This is a genomic window from Streptomyces sp. NBC_01335 (genome assembly GCF_035953295.1).
Taxonomy (GTDB): domain Bacteria; phylum Actinomycetota; class Actinomycetes; order Streptomycetales; family Streptomycetaceae; genus Streptomyces.
In genome coordinates this window covers 5616171-5635549 of record NZ_CP108370.1, presented here as the reverse complement: position 1 = coordinate 5635549, position 19379 = coordinate 5616171, and the positions used below count along the sequence as shown (strand labels likewise).

Annotated in this window: 11 protein-coding genes; 5 read left to right on the top strand and 6 right to left on the bottom strand. The window is 72.0% G+C overall.

Annotated features, from left to right (window positions below; genetic code table 11):
* Positions 1-396: 396 nt before the first annotated feature.
* Positions 397-4281, top strand: coding sequence for a type I polyketide synthase (locus OG599_RS24355; protein WP_327178102.1), 3885 nt, complete (start codon positions 397-399; stop codon positions 4279-4281).
* Positions 4282-4512: 231 nt separating this feature from the next.
* Positions 4513-5145: a TetR/AcrR family transcriptional regulator gene (locus OG599_RS24350; protein ID WP_327178101.1), complete on the top strand. Its 633-nt coding sequence runs from the start codon at positions 4513-4515 to the stop codon at positions 5143-5145.
* A gap of 97 nt (positions 5146-5242) precedes the next feature.
* On the opposite strand, the gene OG599_RS24345 is transcribed toward OG599_RS24350, so the two are convergent.
* Positions 5243-7267, bottom strand: coding sequence for a LamG-like jellyroll fold domain-containing protein (locus tag OG599_RS24345; RefSeq protein ID WP_327178100.1), 2025 nt, complete (start codon positions 7265-7267; stop codon positions 5243-5245).
* Between the two features lie 136 nt (positions 7268-7403).
* Positions 7404-9575 carry an ATP-binding SpoIIE family protein phosphatase gene (locus tag OG599_RS24340; protein WP_327178099.1) on the bottom strand — a complete coding sequence of 724 codons (2172 nt, stop codon included), beginning with the start codon at positions 9573-9575 and terminating at the stop codon, positions 7404-7406.
* Between the two features lie 694 nt (positions 9576-10269).
* Between OG599_RS24340 and OG599_RS24335 the strand changes: the two genes are divergently transcribed.
* Together OG599_RS24335 and OG599_RS24330 are read left to right on the top strand one after the other, a co-directional pair.
* Positions 10270-11247, top strand: a complete 978-nt coding sequence (locus tag OG599_RS24335; protein WP_327178098.1) for a terpene synthase family protein — start codon at positions 10270-10272, stop codon at positions 11245-11247.
* Between the two features lie 379 nt (positions 11248-11626).
* The gene (locus OG599_RS24330) at positions 11627-13954 is read left to right on the top strand and encodes an N-acetylmuramoyl-L-alanine amidase (RefSeq protein WP_327178097.1); all 2328 of its coding nucleotides are present in this window, start codon (positions 11627-11629) and stop codon (positions 13952-13954) included.
* Positions 13955-14038: 84 nt separating this feature from the next.
* Here OG599_RS24330 and OG599_RS24325 read toward each other — a convergent pair whose 3' ends face one another.
* Entirely contained in the window at positions 14039-15001 is a 963-nt protein-coding gene (locus tag OG599_RS24325; protein WP_442809522.1) for a formylglycine-generating enzyme family protein, read from the bottom strand.
* A gap of 299 nt (positions 15002-15300) precedes the next feature.
* Between OG599_RS24325 and OG599_RS24320 the strand changes: the two genes are divergently transcribed.
* Complete coding sequence (locus OG599_RS24320) at positions 15301-16776, top strand: carboxylesterase/lipase family protein (protein ID WP_327178096.1); 1476 nt, start codon at positions 15301-15303, stop codon at positions 16774-16776.
* 179 nt (positions 16777-16955) lie between these two features.
* On the opposite strand, the gene OG599_RS24315 is transcribed toward OG599_RS24320, so the two are convergent.
* The 3 genes from OG599_RS24315 to OG599_RS24305 form a co-directional block, all read right to left on the bottom strand.
* Entirely contained in the window at positions 16956-17171 is a 216-nt protein-coding gene (locus OG599_RS24315) for an EF-hand domain-containing protein (protein ID WP_327178095.1), read from the bottom strand.
* Positions 17172-17643: 472 nt separating this feature from the next.
* A complete protein-coding gene (locus OG599_RS24310) occupies positions 17644-18159 on the bottom strand; it encodes an ATP-binding protein (protein WP_327178094.1) in 516 nt (171 codons plus the stop codon).
* Positions 18160-18519: 360 nt separating this feature from the next.
* Entirely contained in the window at positions 18520-19287 is a 768-nt protein-coding gene (locus OG599_RS24305) for an enoyl-CoA hydratase/isomerase family protein (RefSeq protein WP_327178093.1), read from the bottom strand.
* Positions 19288-19379: the final 92 nt, after the last annotated feature.

Sequence of the window (19379 nt, the reverse complement as noted above, 5' to 3'; positions counted from 1 at the left end):
ACACGCGCCCCGGAAACTCCGCCCTGACGCTCAGGCCACCTGGTCACTGCCGGCCGGCCCGCTGCTGCAATGAACTATAGATGCGAGCACAAGTTTGAATGCAAGTACAGCTAGAGTGTGATCTGAATCACCCCCACAATCCGACATACCTCGCCTATCCCGCCAAAATCACCTACGCACCTTCGGTACAGCAATACCGCGCACTCGGGAAACCGCGGAGTAAACCGGCCCACCCCGGGGACGCGAGCGCGAATTCGCGCCACCAGAAAGGCGGCGTGGCGCATTTCTTTCGCAGAGATACACCATGGACCAAAGTTGTTCGCGAGTGTATTTTTGAACCGCTTCGGGTCAGGCCCGGCCCCGACGACGTGCCCACGACACATGAGGTAGGGGAAAATGCCCAGAGAGTCAGGAAGTGTCGACTCGGCCATCGCCGTCATCGGCATGGGATGCCGTTTCCCGCAGGCGGACGGTGTGGACGAGTTCTGGAACAATTTGCTGTCGAATACCGACTCGGTCACACCGGTTCGACCTGATCGCTTCGACGCCGAACAGTTCCACCATCCGACGCCGGGGACCCCCGGAAAGACAGTGAGCCGGCACGGCGGATTCCTCGACGCCCCCTTCGCCTTCGACGCCGCCTTCTTCGGGATCGCGCCGGTGGAGGCGAAGGCGATGGACCCGCAGCAGCGCCTGCTCCTGCAGGTCGTGTGGGAAGCCCTGGAAGACGCGGGTGTCGTCCCCTCCTCCCTCGCCGGAAGCCGCACCGGAGTCTTCGTCGGGCAGGCGACGGCCGAGTACGGAGAGGTGCACGCCCCACCCGGCGTGCACGGCGCGGTCGGCAGCCGCATCCGGGGGGCCACGGCGGGCCGGATCAGCTACGGCATGGACCTGCGCGGCCCCAGCGTCGTCCTGGACACCGCCTGCTCGTCGTCCCTGGTGGCCGTGCACAGCGCACGGCAGAGTCTGCTCAGCGGTGAGAGCGATCTGGGGATCGCCGGCGCGGTCAACTTCATCGTGTCCCCGGACGACGCCATCGCCTACTCACAGGGCGGCATGCTGTCGCCCGGGGGCCGCTGCCGCTTCGGTGACGCACGAGCCGACGGCTTCGTACGCAGCGAGGGTGTCGGAGCCGTGATCCTGAAACGCCTCGACGACGCGCTGGCGGACGGCGACCCGGTGCTCGGCGTGATCATGGGGAGCGCCGTCACCCACGAGGGCCAGGGCGACGGCCTGTTGATGCGCCCCTCGGTCGGCGGCCAGCGCGCCATGCTCAGGGAGGCACGCCGGGCGGCGGGTGTCGGCGCGGGAGAGCTGGACTACGTCGAAGCGCACGGCACCGGCACCACGATCGGCGACGCGGTCGAGCTGGAGGCCCTGATCGAGGAGCGCCGCGAGGCCGGGCCGCGTACCGCACCGCTGCGGGTCGGCTCGGTGAAGAGCAACATCGGGCACGCCGAAGCGGCGGCCGGCATGGCGGGACTGATCAAGTCGCTCCTCATTCTCAGACACCGCACCATACCGGCGACACTGCACGTGAGCCGGCCCAACGACCAGGTGGTGGAAGCCGCCGGCACGGTGCGGCTGGTGACCCGGAACGAACCCCTCGCGCCGCAGGGGGAGGCGGCCCTGATCGGCATCAGCTCCTTCGGGATCGGCGGCACCAACGCCCATGTCGTGCTCGGCGCGTACACGCCCGAACCCCGCCCCGACACCCCGCGCGACGACGCCGCACCCGCGCCGCACCTCCTGGTGCTCTCCGCCCGCTCGCCGCAGTCCCTGAATCAGCTGGCCCGGTCCTACGCCGCGTACCTGAGGCCGGGGGGAGAAGGCCACGACACTCCGCTCGGCGCGATCTGCGCCGCTGCCGCGACCCGCAGGGAGGCCCACACCCACCGCCTGTGGGCGGTGGGCCTCACCCACGCCGAACTGGCCGGCCAGCTCGACCGGCTGGCCCGCGGGGAGAACCCCGCGAACGCCGGCACGGGGGACGCGCACCCGGGACCGGCCAAGCGCACCGTGTTCGTCTTCCCCGGCCAGGGATCCCAATGGGTCGGCATGGGGCAGGGGTTACTCGCCTCCTCGCAGGCCTTCCGCCGGACCATGGCGGAGTGCGACCTCGTCCTGCGCGACGAACTGGGCTGGTCCGTCCTGGAGCTCCTCGACACCCGGCCCGACTCCTTCCCCGCCGCGGTGGAAGTGGTGCAACCCGCCCTGTGGGCCATGGAGATCGCTCTGGCGGCGGCGTGGGCAGAGCGGGGGGTGACCCCCGATGTCTGCGTGGGGCACAGCATGGGCGAGACCGCCGCCGCCCACGTCGCCGGGGCCCTGTCGCTGGCGGACGCCGCCGCGGTCATCGCCCGGCGCAGCCGCCTGCTGAAGCGTCTGGCGGGACGCGGCTCGATGCTCGCCGTCGAGCTCGGCGGCCAGGAGGCCCTGGAAGTCATCTCCCCGTACGACGGCCTCGTGTGCGTGGCGGCCGAGAACTCCCCGACCGCCACGGTGCTCTCCGGCGACGGCGGCGTTCTCGACGAGATCGCCGGAGAGCTGGACACCCGGGGCGTCATGGCCCGCAAGGTGAACGTCAACGTCGCTTCCCACAGCCCGCTCACCGACGAGCTCCGGGCGGACCTGCGCCAGGCACTGGCCGCGCTCTCCCCGAAACCGGTCTCCCGCACGATGGTCTCCACGGTCACCGGTGAGGCGGTGGAGGGCTCGGAGCTGGACGCCGACTACTGGGTGCGGAATCTGCGCGGCAAGGTCCGTTTCACCGACGCGGTCAGGGCCGCGGGCACCGCGCGGGACAGCGTCTTCGTGGAGGTGAGCCCGCACCCCCTGCTCACCCACGGCACGGAGGAGATCCTGGGCCGTCCCGGCTGCGCGGTCGAGTCGCTCAGGCGTGACCAGGACCCGGCGACGGCGATGGCCCGCTCGGTCGGGCGTTTCTACGCGGCCGGCGGCCGGGTGGACTGGGAGCGTTACCACGGAGGGCGGCCCGAGGCCGTCCGGCTGCCCCGGTACCCCTGGCGAGCCACCGTGTTCCGGCTGGACCGGGCCCCGGACGCACCGGCCGGCACGCACCGCGGCCACACCCGGCAACTGGGCCTGCGGGATTGGGCGAAGCAGGACGACTGGGGGAATGCCATCAGCGTCGACGGATTCGCCCCCGTCCCCCCGATGGTCCACGCGGGAGCGCTGCTGCACGTCGCGCGGGAACTGCGACCCGACACCCCGTGGTCCCTGCATCGCGTGCGCCTGAACAGCGCCCCGGTGGAAGCGGCGGACGCGGACGCCATGCGACTCGAGGTCTCGCTCCGTCCGGACGGCTCCGGATGGCAGGGCTCGGTCCATGCCCTGCATCCCCGATTCGCCGAGCCCGCGCCGTGCATGACGGCGACGATCCGCGTCGGAGGCGAACTCCGGCGGGACCTGGGCGGCGCCCTCCTGGACCGCGCCCTCGCCTCCTGCCGCCAGTACCTGCCGGAACACGAATTCGCCGGGCACATAGGGCAGATGGGCTTCGCGGTGGGTTCCCCGTTCCAGGCGGTCGAACGCGTGTGGCGGCGGGACGGCGCGGCCCTCGGCCGGATGCGCCGCCCGGAGGCGTCCGCTCCGGCGGCCTGGGAGTCCGCGCTCCTGCCCCTGATGGCCGCACTCGCGCCGACACGGTTCGGGGTGCGCCGGACCTACGCCCCCGTCGGCTTCGGCTCGATCGAGTTCGCCGCGGAACTGCCCGAGCGGTACTGGAGCATCGCGAAGGTCACGGCGTCCTCGGGCACCACGGTCCGCGGTGATGTGATCGTGCTGGAGGACGGCGGGCGGATCGTGGCCCGCTTCGGCGGGATCGTCCTGCGCCGGTCCGCCGGCAACGGGCAGGCGGCGGAGAAGCGCTTCTCCGCCCTGGTCACCCACGTGCGCGGGCGCCTGCTCTCCCCCGCGACGGCCGTCCGGAGGAGCGGCGCGGCGGCCCGGCCGGAGCACGCGGACCTCGCGCGCCCGGCTCCCGGGCAGGTGCCCGCCCAGCCTGCCACGGCCACGGGCGACAGTGCGCCGCCGCTGCCGCAGGGCTTGACGGCGCTCGCGGCCTCCGTGCTGGGGATGGACGGTCAGGATCTCGACCTGGACCGTTCGCTGCACGACCAAGGGCTGGATTCGCTGATGGCGGTCCGCCTGCGGCACCAGATGTCCGCCCTGCACGATGTGCGGATCTCGACGGGCCGGCTGCTGAGCGACGAGAGTGTCCGCAGTCTGACGAGTGACCTGGCGCGGGCCCGGCCGTGACCGCCGTGGTGGCCGGGGGGAAACGGGTCATGCACCGGGGGGAGAAAGCTCAGGATGTGTGCGTTCCCACGATCTGTGTCACTTCCCTGGCGAAAACTTGGACCGTGGTATAAGTTTTCGCCGTCGGCTCCGCGGCCGACACCGCACGTTTGCACCATTCCTCGCACAGGCTCGTCGTGGACGACCGGGACCACTCCCCCCTGGATGAGCCTGAGAGCACACGGAGTCACAGTGGATATCGCCGAACAGCCTGTCGGCCGTCGCGCACGCAACAAGCAGCGCGTCCGTGACCGCCTTTACAGCTCCGCGCTGGAAGTGATCCTGGAAAAGGGGTACGACCACGCGTCCGTGGACGAGATCGCGGAACGCGCGGACGTCGCCCGAGGGACGTTCTTCAACTACTTCCCACGAAAGGAGGACCTCATCGGAGCCTGGGCCGAACAGCGACGGGAAAGCATCAGGGCGGCAGTGGGAGACACCGCCCCGGCGGACTGCCCGAGTGCGCAGTCGCAGCTCGCGCAGTACATGAGGGCCCTCGGCCGGATCAACGACACCGAAGAAGACCTCACCGTGGCCATGCTCACCGCATGGGTGAGGGCGGGTCGCCCGTTGTTCGAGGACCCGCACCTCGCGAAGCTCTTCGAGGCGGTCGTGGAGAACGGCCAGAAATCCGGCGAGTTCTCCCGGAACGTCTCGGCCGAGCGCGTGAGCTACGCCCTGCGTGACCTCTACCTCGGTGCCCTGTACGAGTGGGCGCGTTCCAGCCCGGTCTCTCGTCACCCCCCTCTGGAGCACCGGCTGCAGGAGATCCTCACGCTGCTGGTCGGCGGCATCGCCGCCGCGCCGGCGCGACCGGAGGAATAGCACGCGGCAACCGGTGGCCCGGTCGTTCGGGCCACCGTCCCCGCCGTGAGCAGCGCCCAAGGATCAGCGCCGGCCGGAGCCGGGGCGCCCGCCCGGATCAGGCGTTCATGAACTGGTCCACCCGCAGCGCCCGGTCGACGATCCGGACGTCGCCGAGGGTGCCGTGGAAGACCTGGCTGACGTCGCCGGCCCACTGGTAGCCGCCGACGAGGAACGGCTTGTGGAGCGAGGCCAGGCCGACCGCCTTCGAGGTGGGGTTGCGGCCCTCCTCGCAGCCGTTCACGTAGAGCTTGCTGACCTTGCCGTCGTTGACGACGGCGACGTGCCACCACTCCTGCTGCTGGAGCAGGTGACTCCACGCGGTGGTCGCTCCGTCCGTGTTGAGCGGGTAGGCGTTCCACTGGATCTCCAGGGAGCCGCTGAGCCCCAGCGTCATGACGGGTTCGTCGGCGGTCGACGTCGGGCCGTTCTTCCCGGCCTCGGCGGCGGTGCCGGCGCGGCTGAGCATCGAGGACCAGCCGTTGCGCCCGCCGTTCCAGTCGGCGGGGACCTTGAAGAACAGCTCGATGGTGTAGCCGTGCGGGAAAGTCTCCGCGTTGACCGGGGCCGTATCGACGGTGCGGAGGTAGGCGCCGGTGACCGGGTTGCCCTGGCCCGTGAAGACGAGGCCGCCGTGTCCGGGCTGGTCGGGGTGGTGGTCGCCGGTCCAGGTCAGGGCGTTCGCGGCGGCGCCCGGGACCTGCTGGAGGACGAGGTCGTTGCCGTGGCCCGCCTGGTCCTGGACGACCGTACCGGCGGGCAGGCTGCCGCCCTCGGCGCCGGAGCCGTCGAACCGCCAGTACGCGAGGGTGCCGGGAACCAGCATCCGCCGGGCGGCGCGGGGCGCCCGTTCCGGGACCGGGGCGAAGCCGGCGAAGCGCTTCTCGAAGTCGATGTCCAGGGAGAAGTAGTCGACCGGGGAGGTCAGTTCGATCTCCTGGGCGGCGGCCGCGTTCAGCTCGTCCTCGGCCGCCCGCTCCCGCATCCACGGCGAGAACGTCGCGATGTCGATCCTGCCCCGGTTGAGGTCGAAGCGGTACGAGCGCAGCATGCCGGAGCCGCCGTAGTAGCGGTCCTGGTAGTTGGTGATGTGCAGGTGCACGTCGTTGCCGGCGCTGTTCTTCATCACGGTGGAGCCGGGCGGCCAGTAGTGGCCGTTGAGGGTGAGGAAGATCTGGTCGTTGTCCTTGATCAGCCCGTCCCACATCTGCTGTCCGTACGCGGAGAGTTCGGCGGAACCGTCGTCGTACGAGCCGACGATCTCGTGGGTCGTCACGATCACCGGCAGCGTCGGGTTCGCCTTGATGGCGGCGTTGGCCCAGGCGAACCCCGCTGCCGACATGCGCCAGTCGAGGGAGAGGACCATCCAACTGCGGCCGCCCGCACGGAAGATGTGGCTGGTGTTGTAGCCGTCGGGGCTGGCGGAGTGGTGGGCGGGCGACTTCCTGGCGCGCGCCGGGCCGAAGGTGTCCAGGTACGGCGTCCGGCCGCGCTGGTCGTCGCCGCCCACGTCGTGGTTGCCCGCCAGCACGCCGTACGCGGCGCCCGCGTCGTCGAGCATGTCGAACACCTTGGTCACCGCGGCGTACTCCTCGGCGTGACCGTTGTTGGTCACGTCACCGAGGTGGGCGAGGAAGACGATGTTCTCGTCGTTGCCGCCGGCCCGCCCGGCCGGGTCGAGCACGTAGCGGAAGGACGCCTCCATCGGGGCGGGGTGGATCCGGTCGATGTCGAACATGTACTGCGTGTCGGGCATCACGACGAAGGTGAACCGCGGGTTCTCCGGGTCCGGGCTCCACGTGCCGCGCTTGCCGCGGCCGGTCTTCTTCCCCTCGTCATGCGCGTCGGAGGCGTCCTTGCCCGAGGCGAAGGCCGGCGCCGTGCCCAGCAGCCCGGTCGCGGCGGCCCCCGCGCCGAGCACACCGGCGCCGCGCAGGAAGGTGCGCCGGCTTCTGGCCGCGAGCCCCTCGCCGTCGAGGTCGGCGGTGCGCGGACAGCCGCAGTCGGCCGAGTGCGTGGCCGCAGCCGCCGGGAGGCTCCGTTCGGGGGCGTCGTCGCGGCGGTCGTCGGGGGAGGTGTGCATGCGTGCTCCAAGCGGGAGGAGTGGATGCACGCACGTTAGGGAGGCCACCGGGGCGGGCGGATGTCGCACCGGCGTCCGTCCGCCCAACACTCCGACAACTCCGTGACCTGGGGCGGAGCCTCCCCTCGGACACGGCCTACAGCTCCACCTCGGCCCAGATGATCTTCGCGTCGTGGGTGTAGCGGGTGCCCCAGCGGGAGGCGAGCTGGGACATGATGAACAGGCCCCGGCCGCCCTCGTCACCGGCCCGGGCGTGGCGCAGATGGGGGGCGACGAGGCTGGCGTCGCGGACCTCGCAGGTGAGGGTCTGGGTACGGACCAGGCGCAGGGAGAGCGGCGGGGTGCCGTAGCGCACGGCGTTGGTGACGAGTTCGCTGACGATGAGCTCGACCGCGTACAGCGCGTCCTTGGGGACCTTCCACTCGGCCAGGTGCGAGCGGGTCACGGTACGGGCCTTCGCCGGGGCGCCCGCGTCGTCGTCGAGCTCGATGGTGACCACCTGGGCGGCGCTGACCTCGCTGGGGCGGGCGAGGAGCAGCACCGCGCCTTCCGGGTGGGCGACGGGCCGGTAGTTGTACATGATGGCGTCGGCGATCTCCTGCAGGTCCCGGTCGGTCGGCGTGAGCACCTCGTCGACGGGGCGCAGGCCCGGGCGGTCGCGCAGGTTGCTGCCGCCGCTGTGCATGACGATGAGGCTGCCCGGTTCGAGGGTGATCTCGGCGGTGGAGAAGGGGGCGTTCTCGGTCGCGGAGAGCGGTGGTCCTTCGGGCAGGTCGAAGGGGTGCGGGGTGCCGTCCGGACGGACGATGTGGGGGATCGGCGCCCCGGCCCGGGCCACCGTCCAGAGCCGGGTGAACGGGTCGTACTCCCCGTAGAGGCAGGTCGCCCTGAGGGGCCGGTGGCGCAGGGCGTCGCCGACGGGGAGCGCCGCCCGCTCCTCGGCGAGCTGGACGGCGATGTCGTTGAGCCGGGAGAACAGTTCCTCGGGCGAGAGGTCGAGGGCGGCGAGTGTGCGGACGGCGGTGCGCAGTTGGCCCATGGTCGTCGCGGTCTGCACGCCCTGGCCGTCGACCCGGCCGACGACGAGGGCGGTCCGCGCGCCGGAGAGGGAGATGGTGTCGAACCAGCTGCCGCTGTTGCGCCCGGGCAGGTAGACGTGGGCGGTGTCGACGGCGATCGGGGACGCGGGGCCGGCCGGCAGCAGTCGGCGCTGGACGGTGGAGGCGACGGTGTGGTCGCGTTCGTAGCGCCGCGCGTTGTCGACGCTCAGTGCGGTGTGCGCGGCGAGCGTCACCCCGAAGGAGAGGTCGCCCTCGTCGTACGGCTCGCTCCCGCCGCACCGGTAGAAGCTGACGACGCCGAGCGCGGTGCCGCGCAGCGCCAGAGGCGCCACGATCATCGAGTGCGACCCGAACTCCTCGATGGACCTGGCCCGGTCGGGGTCGGTCTCGTACCAGGGCAGGCCGGGGGTGAGCTGCACCAGGCGGGGGCTGAGGTCGCCGAGGGAGAGGGAGTACGGGGTCGGGTGCGGCATCTCCCGTACGTCGCCCACCGGGTGGGCGGCCCCGCCCGAGCCGAGGGGGCCCCGGAACGCGATGCGGCGCAGCGGGGTGCCCCGGGGCGGCGGGCCGGCGGGCGCGTCGGCGCCGCGCAGCACGTCGTCCACGATCTCGACGACCGCGATGTCGGCGAACCCGGGGACGAGCGCCATGACCAGTTCCTCGCAGGTGACGGCGAGGTCGAGGGACTGGCCGACGCGTTCGCGTACGGCGTCGAGGGCGGCGGCGCGGGCGTAGTTGCGCTCCTGGGCGGTGATGTCCGCGGCCAGCACGAGCAGCGCCGCCGGTCCCGGGGCCCAGGCGCCGGGCAGTGCGGTGGTGTCCGTGTCGGAGTCGGCGGCCGACGGGTGGAACGCGACGGCGAAGGTGCGGTCGGTGCCGGCCGGGTCGGTGCGGTGTGCCCTGACCACGCCGACGGGACTGGCGCCGCGCTCGCCGGGGTACGCGGATGCGACGTCCTGCGCGGACGCGGCCTGCCGGGGCGATGCGGCGCCGGGGTGCTCCGGGGTGACCGGTCCGAGGGCGCGTACCGCCGCGTCCGGGTCATCCAGCCGGAACACGTCGGTGAGGAGCTGCCCGACCACCCGGTCCGGGGCCTCGCCGAAGGTCAGCGCGCCGGCCCGGACGATGCGCAGGTCCCGGTCGACCAGGTACGTACGGATGACGGGGGCGGTCACGAGGGCGTGCAGCAGAGCGGGGGGTGCCGGGTCGCCCGAAGGGACCGCCGACGGGAGGTCGTCGTCCGGCACTGCTCCACCACCGCCCTTCGAACACGACTTCGCCTCACACCACCTTGGGACCCGCGACGCGCTCGCGCCATCGGGGGACGTACGGACGGAGGACGGGCGGGGGTGGACGTCCGGCGGGCCGCCGACGGGCCACGGGAGGGCGCCGGAGGGCAGTAACGCCAAGGCTTCCGGCGGTGGGCCGGGGGATCGCGGGGAGGGCGCCGACGGTTTCGGGACATCGGCGCGAGGGCTCGCCACGACCGCTCCGGAAGGCGGGTGAGCCATCGCGACGTGGACATCGGTACGCCACGGAGTGGACCAGGCCGGTCATCAACCGCTCATAAAGTCACCAGCGTTCGGCGGCACCATACAATTTCGGTCACGAGCGACTTCCCTCAGTCGCTCGCCCGGGGTTGACTGGGCGTCACGCATGGTGACGCGATCGCCCGAAGCCCGGTTCCACTCGACCGCCGAATACACCCGTTCGGCGGTCCCGGTACGACAGGGAAAAGAAAGAGGGAGGAACCACCACAACCGCCTCACCTCGCAGAGTCATTCCTTGGCCAAAGAAAGCTGATTTCAGAACGCTCGAGTCCGCCGGCTCCCGACCGCTTCGCGCTCCGTGCACACCACGGCCACCCGCCGAACCCACCCTCCATCCACACCGTCTTGACGAGGGGTATCAATGAGCCAGATCGCGTTACCGGCGTTTCACATGCCGTTCGCCAGCGCCGGATGCAATCCGGGTCTGGAGAGGACCAAGGAGGCCGCCTGGAAATGGGCGGACTTCCATGGCGTGGAACTCTCTCCGGTGGCCCGGAAGAAGATGATCAGAACCCGGCCGGAGCTGTGGATCTCCCTCATCTTCCCGACCGCTCCCCAACAGCATCTCGACCTGTTCTGCCAGTGGCTCTTCTGGGCCTTTCTGGTCGACGACGAATTCGACGACGGACCCGCCGGACGAGATCCCCGGATGTGCGGCTCCGCCATCACCCGGCTCGTCGAGGTGCTCGACGGGGCCGTGGCGCACTCCGCCATGGAACTGACCCTGGAGGAGCTGCGGAACCGCACGTACCGCGACCGGTCGACGGCCTGGGTACGGCAGTTCCGCCGGGACACCGTGGCCTGGCTCTGGACGTACTACGCCGAGGCGGTCGAACGGGCCGCCGGACAGGTGCCGTCCCGGGCCGAGTTCGTGAAGCACCGCCGGGATTCCGTGGCGATGCAGCCCTTCCTCGATCTTCACGAGATCACGGCGGGCATCGATCTCACGGACGCCGCCCGGAGCCTTCCCGCGTACGTCGCGCTCCGGGACGCGGTCACCGACCATTCCGGCCTCTGCAACGACATCTGCTCCTTCGAGAAGGAGGCGGCGATGGGCTACGAGCACAATGCCGTCCGCCTCATCCAGCGCGACCGCGGCTGCACGCTCCAGGAAGCCGTCGACGAGGCCGGTATCCAACTGGCCCGGATAGCGGAACGTGTCCGGCGCGCGGAGAAGGACCTGGTCGTGGAGATGGACGCGGCCGGCCTGGAGGGTCCGGAACGGATCGCTCTCGAACGGTGCGTGCGGGACTACCGCGGCCTCGTGCGGGGTGACTTCGACTACCACGCACGGGCCGAGCGCTACACCCGCCCGGACCTGGTGGAGCCGGAGGAGCGGAGCGAGCTCTCCCGGTTCTTCGCGGCGTGAACGGTCCCGCGCGGACCCCTCGCCGGGCGCCGCGGGCGTCCGGTGGATCCTGAGGAGAGAGCCTCCCGAGGACCCGATCAGGCGCGCGACGCGCCCTCGGCATGCGGCTTCCGGAATTTCGGCGGCGGAACCCCGGAAGCCGCATCCCGCCCAGGGCCGTCCCCGGTCGCCCTCGGACGTTCCACTCCATGACGCACGCTCGACCGAGCCGTCACCCGTTCGGGTGAACTCCCGTGCGAGACTGTCCCTCCGGCGCCACCGGGTCGGCCGGTTCCCGAGGGTTGGCGCGTCCGCAGCGGACGCCGCACCGACCACGCCCCGGGAAGAACCCCGACCGACGGATCGCCGCTCTCTCATCATCGTCCTCGGGGAATCAAACGTGAGATCGAAGCGAAGAATATGGGCAACGGCGGCCGTCGCGACGGCGGCCGTTGCGGGTGTCCTCGTGTTCCAGGGGGTCACGGGCACCGACGACACCCACGGGAGCGTGGACGCCAAGTCCGCCCCGGCGCGGGTCGACGTGCACAAGAACGAGCTCAAGGTGTCGGCGGACGGGGAATCCGCCCGCTTCGAGCAGAAGGACACCAAGCCCTTCAGCCTGCTGGGCGTCACCTGGACCGACCCGGCGGCCAAGGTCTCCGGCACCGTCGAGGCACGGACCCGCTCGGTGGCCACCGGCGAGTGGACCGGCTGGCTGCCGCTGGCGACGGATGTGGACGGGCGCACCGAGACCGGCCAGGCCGGTGTGCGGGGCACCACCGAGCCGCGCTGGGTCGGGGCGTCGAACGGTGTGGAGGTCCGGGTGACCTCCGGGGGCACCTCCTCCGCCGGTCTGCCCGCCGGTCTCCGCCTGGACACCGTCGACCCCGGTAGCTCCGGGCTCGACGCGGAAACCGCCGCGTTCGCCCAGGACATGCCGGCGGGTACGGAGGGTTCCGCCGAGGACGGCGAGACCACCGAGCCCACCCCGACGGACACCGTGTCGGCGCCGGAGACTCCCGAGACCCCGGCGCCCGGGAACACCCCGGAGACCGGCGAGACCGGCGCGGCCACCGACGAGCCGACGGCGGACCCGACGACGGCGGCGCCCACCACCGGGGCGCCGAGCGCGTCGGCGACGCCGACCACTCCGGCGCCGACCCCGACGACGGCCGCTCCCTCGCCGACCGTGACGCCCGCGCCGGTGTCCACGATGCCGAGGCCGCCGATCGTCAGCAGGGCCGGCTGGGGCGCGAACGAGAAGCTCAACGACGAGGCGCCGGAGTACACGACGTCGGTCAAGGCCGTGTTCGTGCACCACACCGCGCAGACGAACGACTACTCCTGTGCGGACTCCCCCGCCATCATGCGGAGCCTGCACGCCTTCCACGTCCAGTCGAACGGCTGGAAGGACCTGGGCTACAACTTCATCGTCGACAAGTGCGGGACGATCTTCGAGGGCCGCAAGGGCGGTGTGGACCAGCCGGTGTTCGGCGCTCACACCTACGGCTTCAACCGTGAGACGGCCGGTATCGCGGTCATCGGCATGTACACCGACACCAAGGCCGCGACCGCCGCGACCACGGCGGTGGCCCGGCTCGCCGCGTGGAAGCTCGGCCAGTACAAGGGCGACCCGGCCGGCAAGACGACGCTGGTGGCCGGCGCGACCCAGTCGAGCGGCACCGGCATCGCGTACACCGCCGGGAAGAGCTACACCTTCAACCAGATCTCCGGTCACCGCGACGGCTTCAACACCGAGTGCCCCGGCACCGCGCTCTACGGGCAGTTGGGCGCGATCCGTACCGCCGCGGCGGGTCCGGTCACCGGTCTGGCCGTCTCCTCGGTCACCGGGAGCAGCACCTCGGGCTCGACGACGTACACGCAGTCGAGCGTCAAGGTCGCCTGGACGTCGACCACTCCGGCCGCCCTCGTCGCGAAGTACGAACTGCTGGTGGACGGCAAGGTGGTCGCGACCACGAACGGCAGCACCACCTCCGCCTCGGCGACGCTCGCCGTCGGCACCCACAAGGTGCAGGTCCGTGCGACGCACCAGTCGGGCAGGACGGCCGTCTCGGCCGCCGCGACCGTGGTCGCCGAGAAGACGGCGCCCGCCTTCACCACGAAGCCCTCGCTGGCGCTGAGCGCCGGCACGGTCAACACGACGGCGGTTCCCCTCACGCTGAAGTGGAAGGCCGCGGACGGGATCGCGCTCAAGGAGGTCCGGCTCACCGCCCCGGTGGCGAAGACCTTCACGGCGACGACGACCAGCGCCGCCCAGACCGCCAAGCCGGGTGTGTCGACGACCTGGAAGATGACGGCGTACGACCGCGCGGGCAACTCCGCCGCCGCCTCGGTGATCGGCACCCCGGTCATCCTCCAGGAGACCTCCACCACGCGGACGGGCACGTGGACCGCGAAGTCCTCGTCGAGCTACCTCGGCGGGAAGTCGTACTCCAGCAGTGCCAAGAACGCGAGCATGACCTGGACGTTCACCGGCCGGTCGGCGGCGCTCGTCGTCTCGCGCGCCTCGACCTCGGGGCAGGTGTACGTCTACGTGGACGGCAAGAAGACGGCCACGGTGGACCTGAAGTCCTCGACCACCAAGTACCGCGACGCGATCTGGACGACCACCTGGTCCAGCGCCGCCAAGCACACGGTGAAGCTGGTCGTGGTCGGCACGAGCGGCCGGCCCGCCATCACCACGGACGGACTGGTCTACCTCAAGTAACGCTCGCACGGCACTGCTTGTGACAGCGCGCCCCGGCCGGTGGACTCCCGGCCGGGGCGCGCTGTCGTACTCACGGCGTCGTGCTCACGGCGTCGTCGTGCTCACTGTCGTCGTGCTCGTGTCGCGGGCGCACCGGAACCCGCCGTGGCCGGTGGAAGAGTCGGGGGTGTTGTGGGAGCGGGCGGCGACCCGGTAGCGGTTGCAGTAGGAGGCGTGGCAGAGGTAGGAGCCGCCGCGGATGACGCGTTCACCGGGGCCGAAGGCGTCGGCGCACCACTCCCAGACGTTGCCCGAGGTGTTGTGGAGGCCGTGGCCGTTGGGCGGGTAGGCGGTGACGGGTACGGTGCCGGGGCCGCCGGGCCGGTCGGAGCGGTGCGGGAAGTCGCCGAGCCAGGTGTTGCAGCGTTCCTCGCCGCCGGGGGTGAACTCGTCGCCCCACGGGTAGCGGGCGCTGTTCAGCCCGCCCCGGGCGGCGTACTCCCACTCCGCCTCGGTGGGCAGGCGCAGTCCCGCCCAGGCGCAGTAGGCGAGGGCGTCGTCGTGGGAGACGTGGACGACGGGGTGGCCGGCGCGGTCCTCGACGCCGGATCCGGGGCCTTCGGGGGCGGACCAGGAGGCGCCCTCCACGCCGAGCCACCAGGGGGCTCCGGGGACGGTGCCGACGACGTGGCGCCGGGCGTCGGGGTGGACGAGCTGGTGGAAGACGAAGGAGCTGCCGAAGCGTTCGGCGTCGGTGCGGTGTCCGGTGGCCCGGACGAACGCGGCGAACTGCGCGTTGCTGACGGCGGTGGTGTCGATGGCGAAGGCGGCGACGGCGACCCGCCGGGCCGGGCCCTCGTGGTCGGCCCGGTACCCCTCGTCGAAGGCGTCGCCCATCCAGAAGGTCCCGCCGGGCAGTTCGGCCAAGGTGTGCCCGGGGGCCCGTACGTCACCCGGGGGCGGCGGGACGGCGGGTATGCCGAGCAGCGCGGGGCCGGGATCGGTGCCGTGGTCGGTGCCGTGCGGGGTGCGGCCGGGGGCGCAACAGGGGCGGTCGGACGTGCTCATGCGGAAGCTCCGGTGGTGACGTTCTGCCTTGGGTGACGTTCTGCGGTACGGGGCCGGTGGGCGGCGGCGCGCCCGCGTCCAGGATCGCGGGAACGCCCGCGCACGTCGTCGGCGGGTCCGGGTCCACCTCGCGGCCGCGAGCGGCCTGGTCCTGGTCCTGGTCCTGGTCCGTCCACCCCGCGGGCTCTGCCGGGTCCCGGTCCGCCCGCCCGCCGGCTCTTCGGACTGCGTCCGGCGGGGAAGTACCCCATTCTGAAGGGCACCCGATCCTGGCGGGCACCGCGAAAGGGCCGACGCACATGCGCGAGAGACATCCGGACGACCGCCCGACCGTCGCCACCCTCCACGGAACCGTGCGCGGAGTCCGGGAGAACGGGGTGGCGGTCTTCCGGGGCGTCCCGTACGCGGCCGCCCCCGTGGGCGCCCGCAGGTTCCGGGCGCCGGAGCCGCCCGAGCGGTGGGCGGGGGTGCGGGAGGCCGTCGCGTTCGGGCCGACCGCACCGAAGCGGCCGTACGACCCGCCCCTGGACGCCCTGCTGCCGGACCCCGAGGTGCCCGGGGACGAGTGGCTCAACCTCAACGTCTGGACGCCCGGCCCGGAGCGGACCGGGCTGCCGGTGCTCGTCTGGATACACGGCGGCTCGCTGCTGCACGGGTCCTCCGCCGTCCCGGTCTACGACGGGACGGCGTTCGCCCGGGACGGGGTGGTGCTGGTCTCGGTCAACTACCGCCTGGGGATCGAGGGGTTCGGGGTGCTTCCGGACGCCCCCGCCAATCTCGGGCTGCTCGATCAGCTGGCCGCGCTGGAGTGGGTACGGGACAACATCGGGGCGTTCGGGGGCGATCCGGGGCGGGTGACGGTGGCGGGCGAGTCGGCGGGGGCGGTGAGCATCGCCGCGCTGCTCGCCGCGCCGAGGGCGGCGGGACTGTTCCGGCGGGCGGTGCTGCAGAGCGGGGCGCCGGACGCGCCGACGCCCGAGGCGGGACGCCGTACGACGGAGCTCGTCGCCCGGCGCCTGGGCGTTCCGGCGACGGCCGCGGCGCTGGCGGCCGTGGAACCGTCCGCGCTGCTGGCCGCGCAGAGCGAGGTGACCCGCGGCGGGAACCCGTTGACCGGCCGCAACGCGTTCCGGATCGTGGTCGACGGCGACCTGCTCCCCCGCGACCCGGCCGAGGCGCTGCGCAAGGGCGCGGCGGGCGGGGTGGATCTGCTGATGGGGACGAACACCGAGGAGTACCGCCTCTGGTTCGTGCCCAGTGGGCTCACCGAGCGCCTCGGGCGCGTACGGCTGCGGCTGGCGCTGCTGAAGTTCGGGGTGCCGGGCGCGACGGCGCGCGTGTACCGGGCCAACCGCCCGGACGCCACACCGGGCGAGCTGCTCGGCGCGCTCGCGACGGACCTGTTGTTGAGGGTGCCGCTGAACGTCCTGGCGGACGCGCGGGTGGGCGCCCCGGGCCGTACGTACCTCTACGAGTTCGGCTGGCCCTCCCCCGTGCGGCATCTGGGTGCCTGCCACGCCCTGGAGATCGGCTTCGTCTTCGACACCCTGGCCCATCCGGACTCCGTGGCGCTGGCCGGTCCGCACGCCCCGCAGGAGCTGGCGGACGCGATGCACGCGGCCTGGGTGCGGTTCGCGGCCACCGGTGATCCGGGGTGGGACGCCTGGGACGCGCGGCGGCCGGTGATGGCGTTCGGTCCGGGCGCTCCGGCCGTGGTGGAGGCGCCCCGCGACGACGAGCTGCGCGGCTGGTCGCCGTACCGGGTGGCGGGCTGAGTTCCACGGGTGAGCCCCGGCCCGCCACGGGGCCGGGGACCCCCGCCGACGGTTCGGCCCCGGCCCGCCGGGCCCGGGCTCGCCCCGCGTCGGGCTCAGCCCCCGTCCCGTCGGGTTGGAGCCGTGACCGGTCGGGCTCAGCCCTCGTCCCGTGGAGTTCGGGCCGTGACCGGTCGGGCTCAGCCCTTGTTCTGCGAGGCCCAGAACTCGTCGAAGGTGAGCAGGCCGTCACCGTTGGCGTCGTGGGAGTTGATGATCGCCTGGGCGACCGTCTCGGTGACGAACGGGTCGCCCAGCCGCGCCATGGCGCTCTTGTACTCGGAGGCCGTGATGAGGCCGTCACCGTTCTGGTCGAAATGCTCGAACGCCTTGCGTGCCGACTCGATGTCCGCCACTTTTCCGCCCCTATCGCTTGTCCGATTGACGGTGGTCAGATTAACGGGCGGACGCGCCCACCCCTGCGGCGGCCGGTGGAGAGCCGGACCGACGGTCGGGCGGACAGCCGGGCGGACAGCCGGACCGTAGGGCGGACCGATGGATCGGCGATCGTCGCCCTTCACGAGGCGTCTACGAATCATCCACTGAACCCCATATTCATTCACTGAATGCCAGGGGTTTTCTCGATGACACCTACGATTCACATACCAAAAGAGCAGATTGGTCCCTCATTGCCCGAAATGTACCTTTGGTTTCCTGAGGACTGATGTGCCATAGTCGTCCCACGACCTCCTCCGACCCGAGCACAGGTCATGCACGCGGCCGTGAACCACCCCCCATTTCACGGCCCCCCACAGAAGCCCCCAGCTCGCCGGACCACGGCGGACGGGGGCTTCTGCGTGTACCGGGAGCGGTGAGCGCGAGGACGCCCTACCGGTCGGTGCGGTCGGAGATCCGCATCTCGAACCAGGTGATCTTGCCGCGCGGCAGCAGGTCGACCCCCCAGCGGTCGGAGAGCTTGTCGACGAGGAAGAGGCCCCGCCCGCTCACGTCCATCTCCCGCACCGGCATCAGGCACGGCAGGCCGCGCGAGGGGTCGCGCACCCCGATCCGGATCATGCCCCGGCGGCGTTCCATGCGCAGGCCGAAGTACTGCGCGCCGGTGTGCCGCACGGCGTTGCCGACGAGTTCCGAGACGAGCAGGACGGCGTACTCGGCGAGCTGCGGGGAGAGGTTCCACTGCCACAGCACCACGGCCGACGCGATCCTGCGGGCCGTCGCCGCCGACTCCGGACGGGACGGCAGTCGCACGCCCTCCTCGTCGGTCGGGTTGCCGTACAACTCCAGTACATGGCTCGGCTGTTCGTCCTCCGACACCGATACCCGCCGCGCCGCCGTCGCACTTCCGTGCGCGCGCGACTGCTCCCCACCCTCCAGGCCCGCCATGCCCCCCATCATGGCCGGAGCAGACCTGGTCCGGAGCCGTTCCGAGGGAATCCCGTCCCCGGAATGGCCGGATCCGGTAGGGAGATCGGCATATGCCACAGACATAAAAGTAATCCGGGCAACCCTGCTGACCTGCGACGGAACACCGGGGTCACGAAGGGAACGCCTCGGGCGGTTCGCCGGCCCGGGTGAGCGGCGCGGGCCCGTGCGGGTACCGGCGATGCCGCCCGCACGGATGAATCCGCACCGCCCCCACGGCCCCGCGCGACGCACCCCGACGGCCGGGCGCGCACGACGCGCGCGCCCCGCCCGCACGACGCGCGTACGCAGCCCCGGCCGGTCAGCTCAACTCGGCCCGGTTCAGCGGAAGGTGGCCTTACCCGGCCCGTCCTCCATGAAGCTGCGCATGCCGGTCTCCCGGTCCTCCGTGGCGAACAGCCCCGCGAACAGGGTCCGTTCGATGGTGAGACCGGTGTCGAGGTCCGTCTCCAGGCCCGCGTCCACCGCTTCCTTCGCGGCCCGTAGCGCCAGCGCCGGCCCCTTCGCCAGGGCCGAGGCCCAGGCGTGCGCCTGCGCGTACACCTCGTCCGCCGGAACCACCCGGTCGACCAGACCGATGGCGAGGGCCTCGTCAGCCCGCACGTGACGGCCGGTGAAGATCAGGTCCTTGGCCCGCGAGGGGCCGACGAGACGGGCGAGGCGCTGCGTGCCGCCGGCTCCCGGGATCACCCCGAGCAGGATCTCCGGCTGGCCCAGCCGGGCGTTCTCCCCGGCGATCCGGAAGTCGGCGCAGAGCGCCAACTCGCAGCCGCCGCCCAGGGCGTACCCGGAGACGGCGGCGACCACCGGCTTGGGGATGCGGGCGACGGCGGTGAAGGAGTCCTGGAGCGCGCGGGACCGTACGACCATCGCCGCGTGGTCCATGTCCCGCATCTCCTTGATGTCCGCGCCGGCCGCGAACACCTTCTCTCCCCCGTGGATCACCACGGCACGCACGTCGTCGCGGCGGGCGGCCTCCTCGGCCAGCTCCTTCAGCCGGTCCTGGGTGGCCACGTCCAACGCGTTCATCGGCGGCCGGTCCAGCCGGATCGTGCCGACGCCGTCCTGTACTTCGAGGGTTACGGTCATGGGGGCAGGCTAAGGGCTGTCCCGGCCGATGACGGGGGCCGGCAGGAGAGGCGCGGGTCACGTGCCTGGTGTGGGTGCGCCGGTGCGTGAGT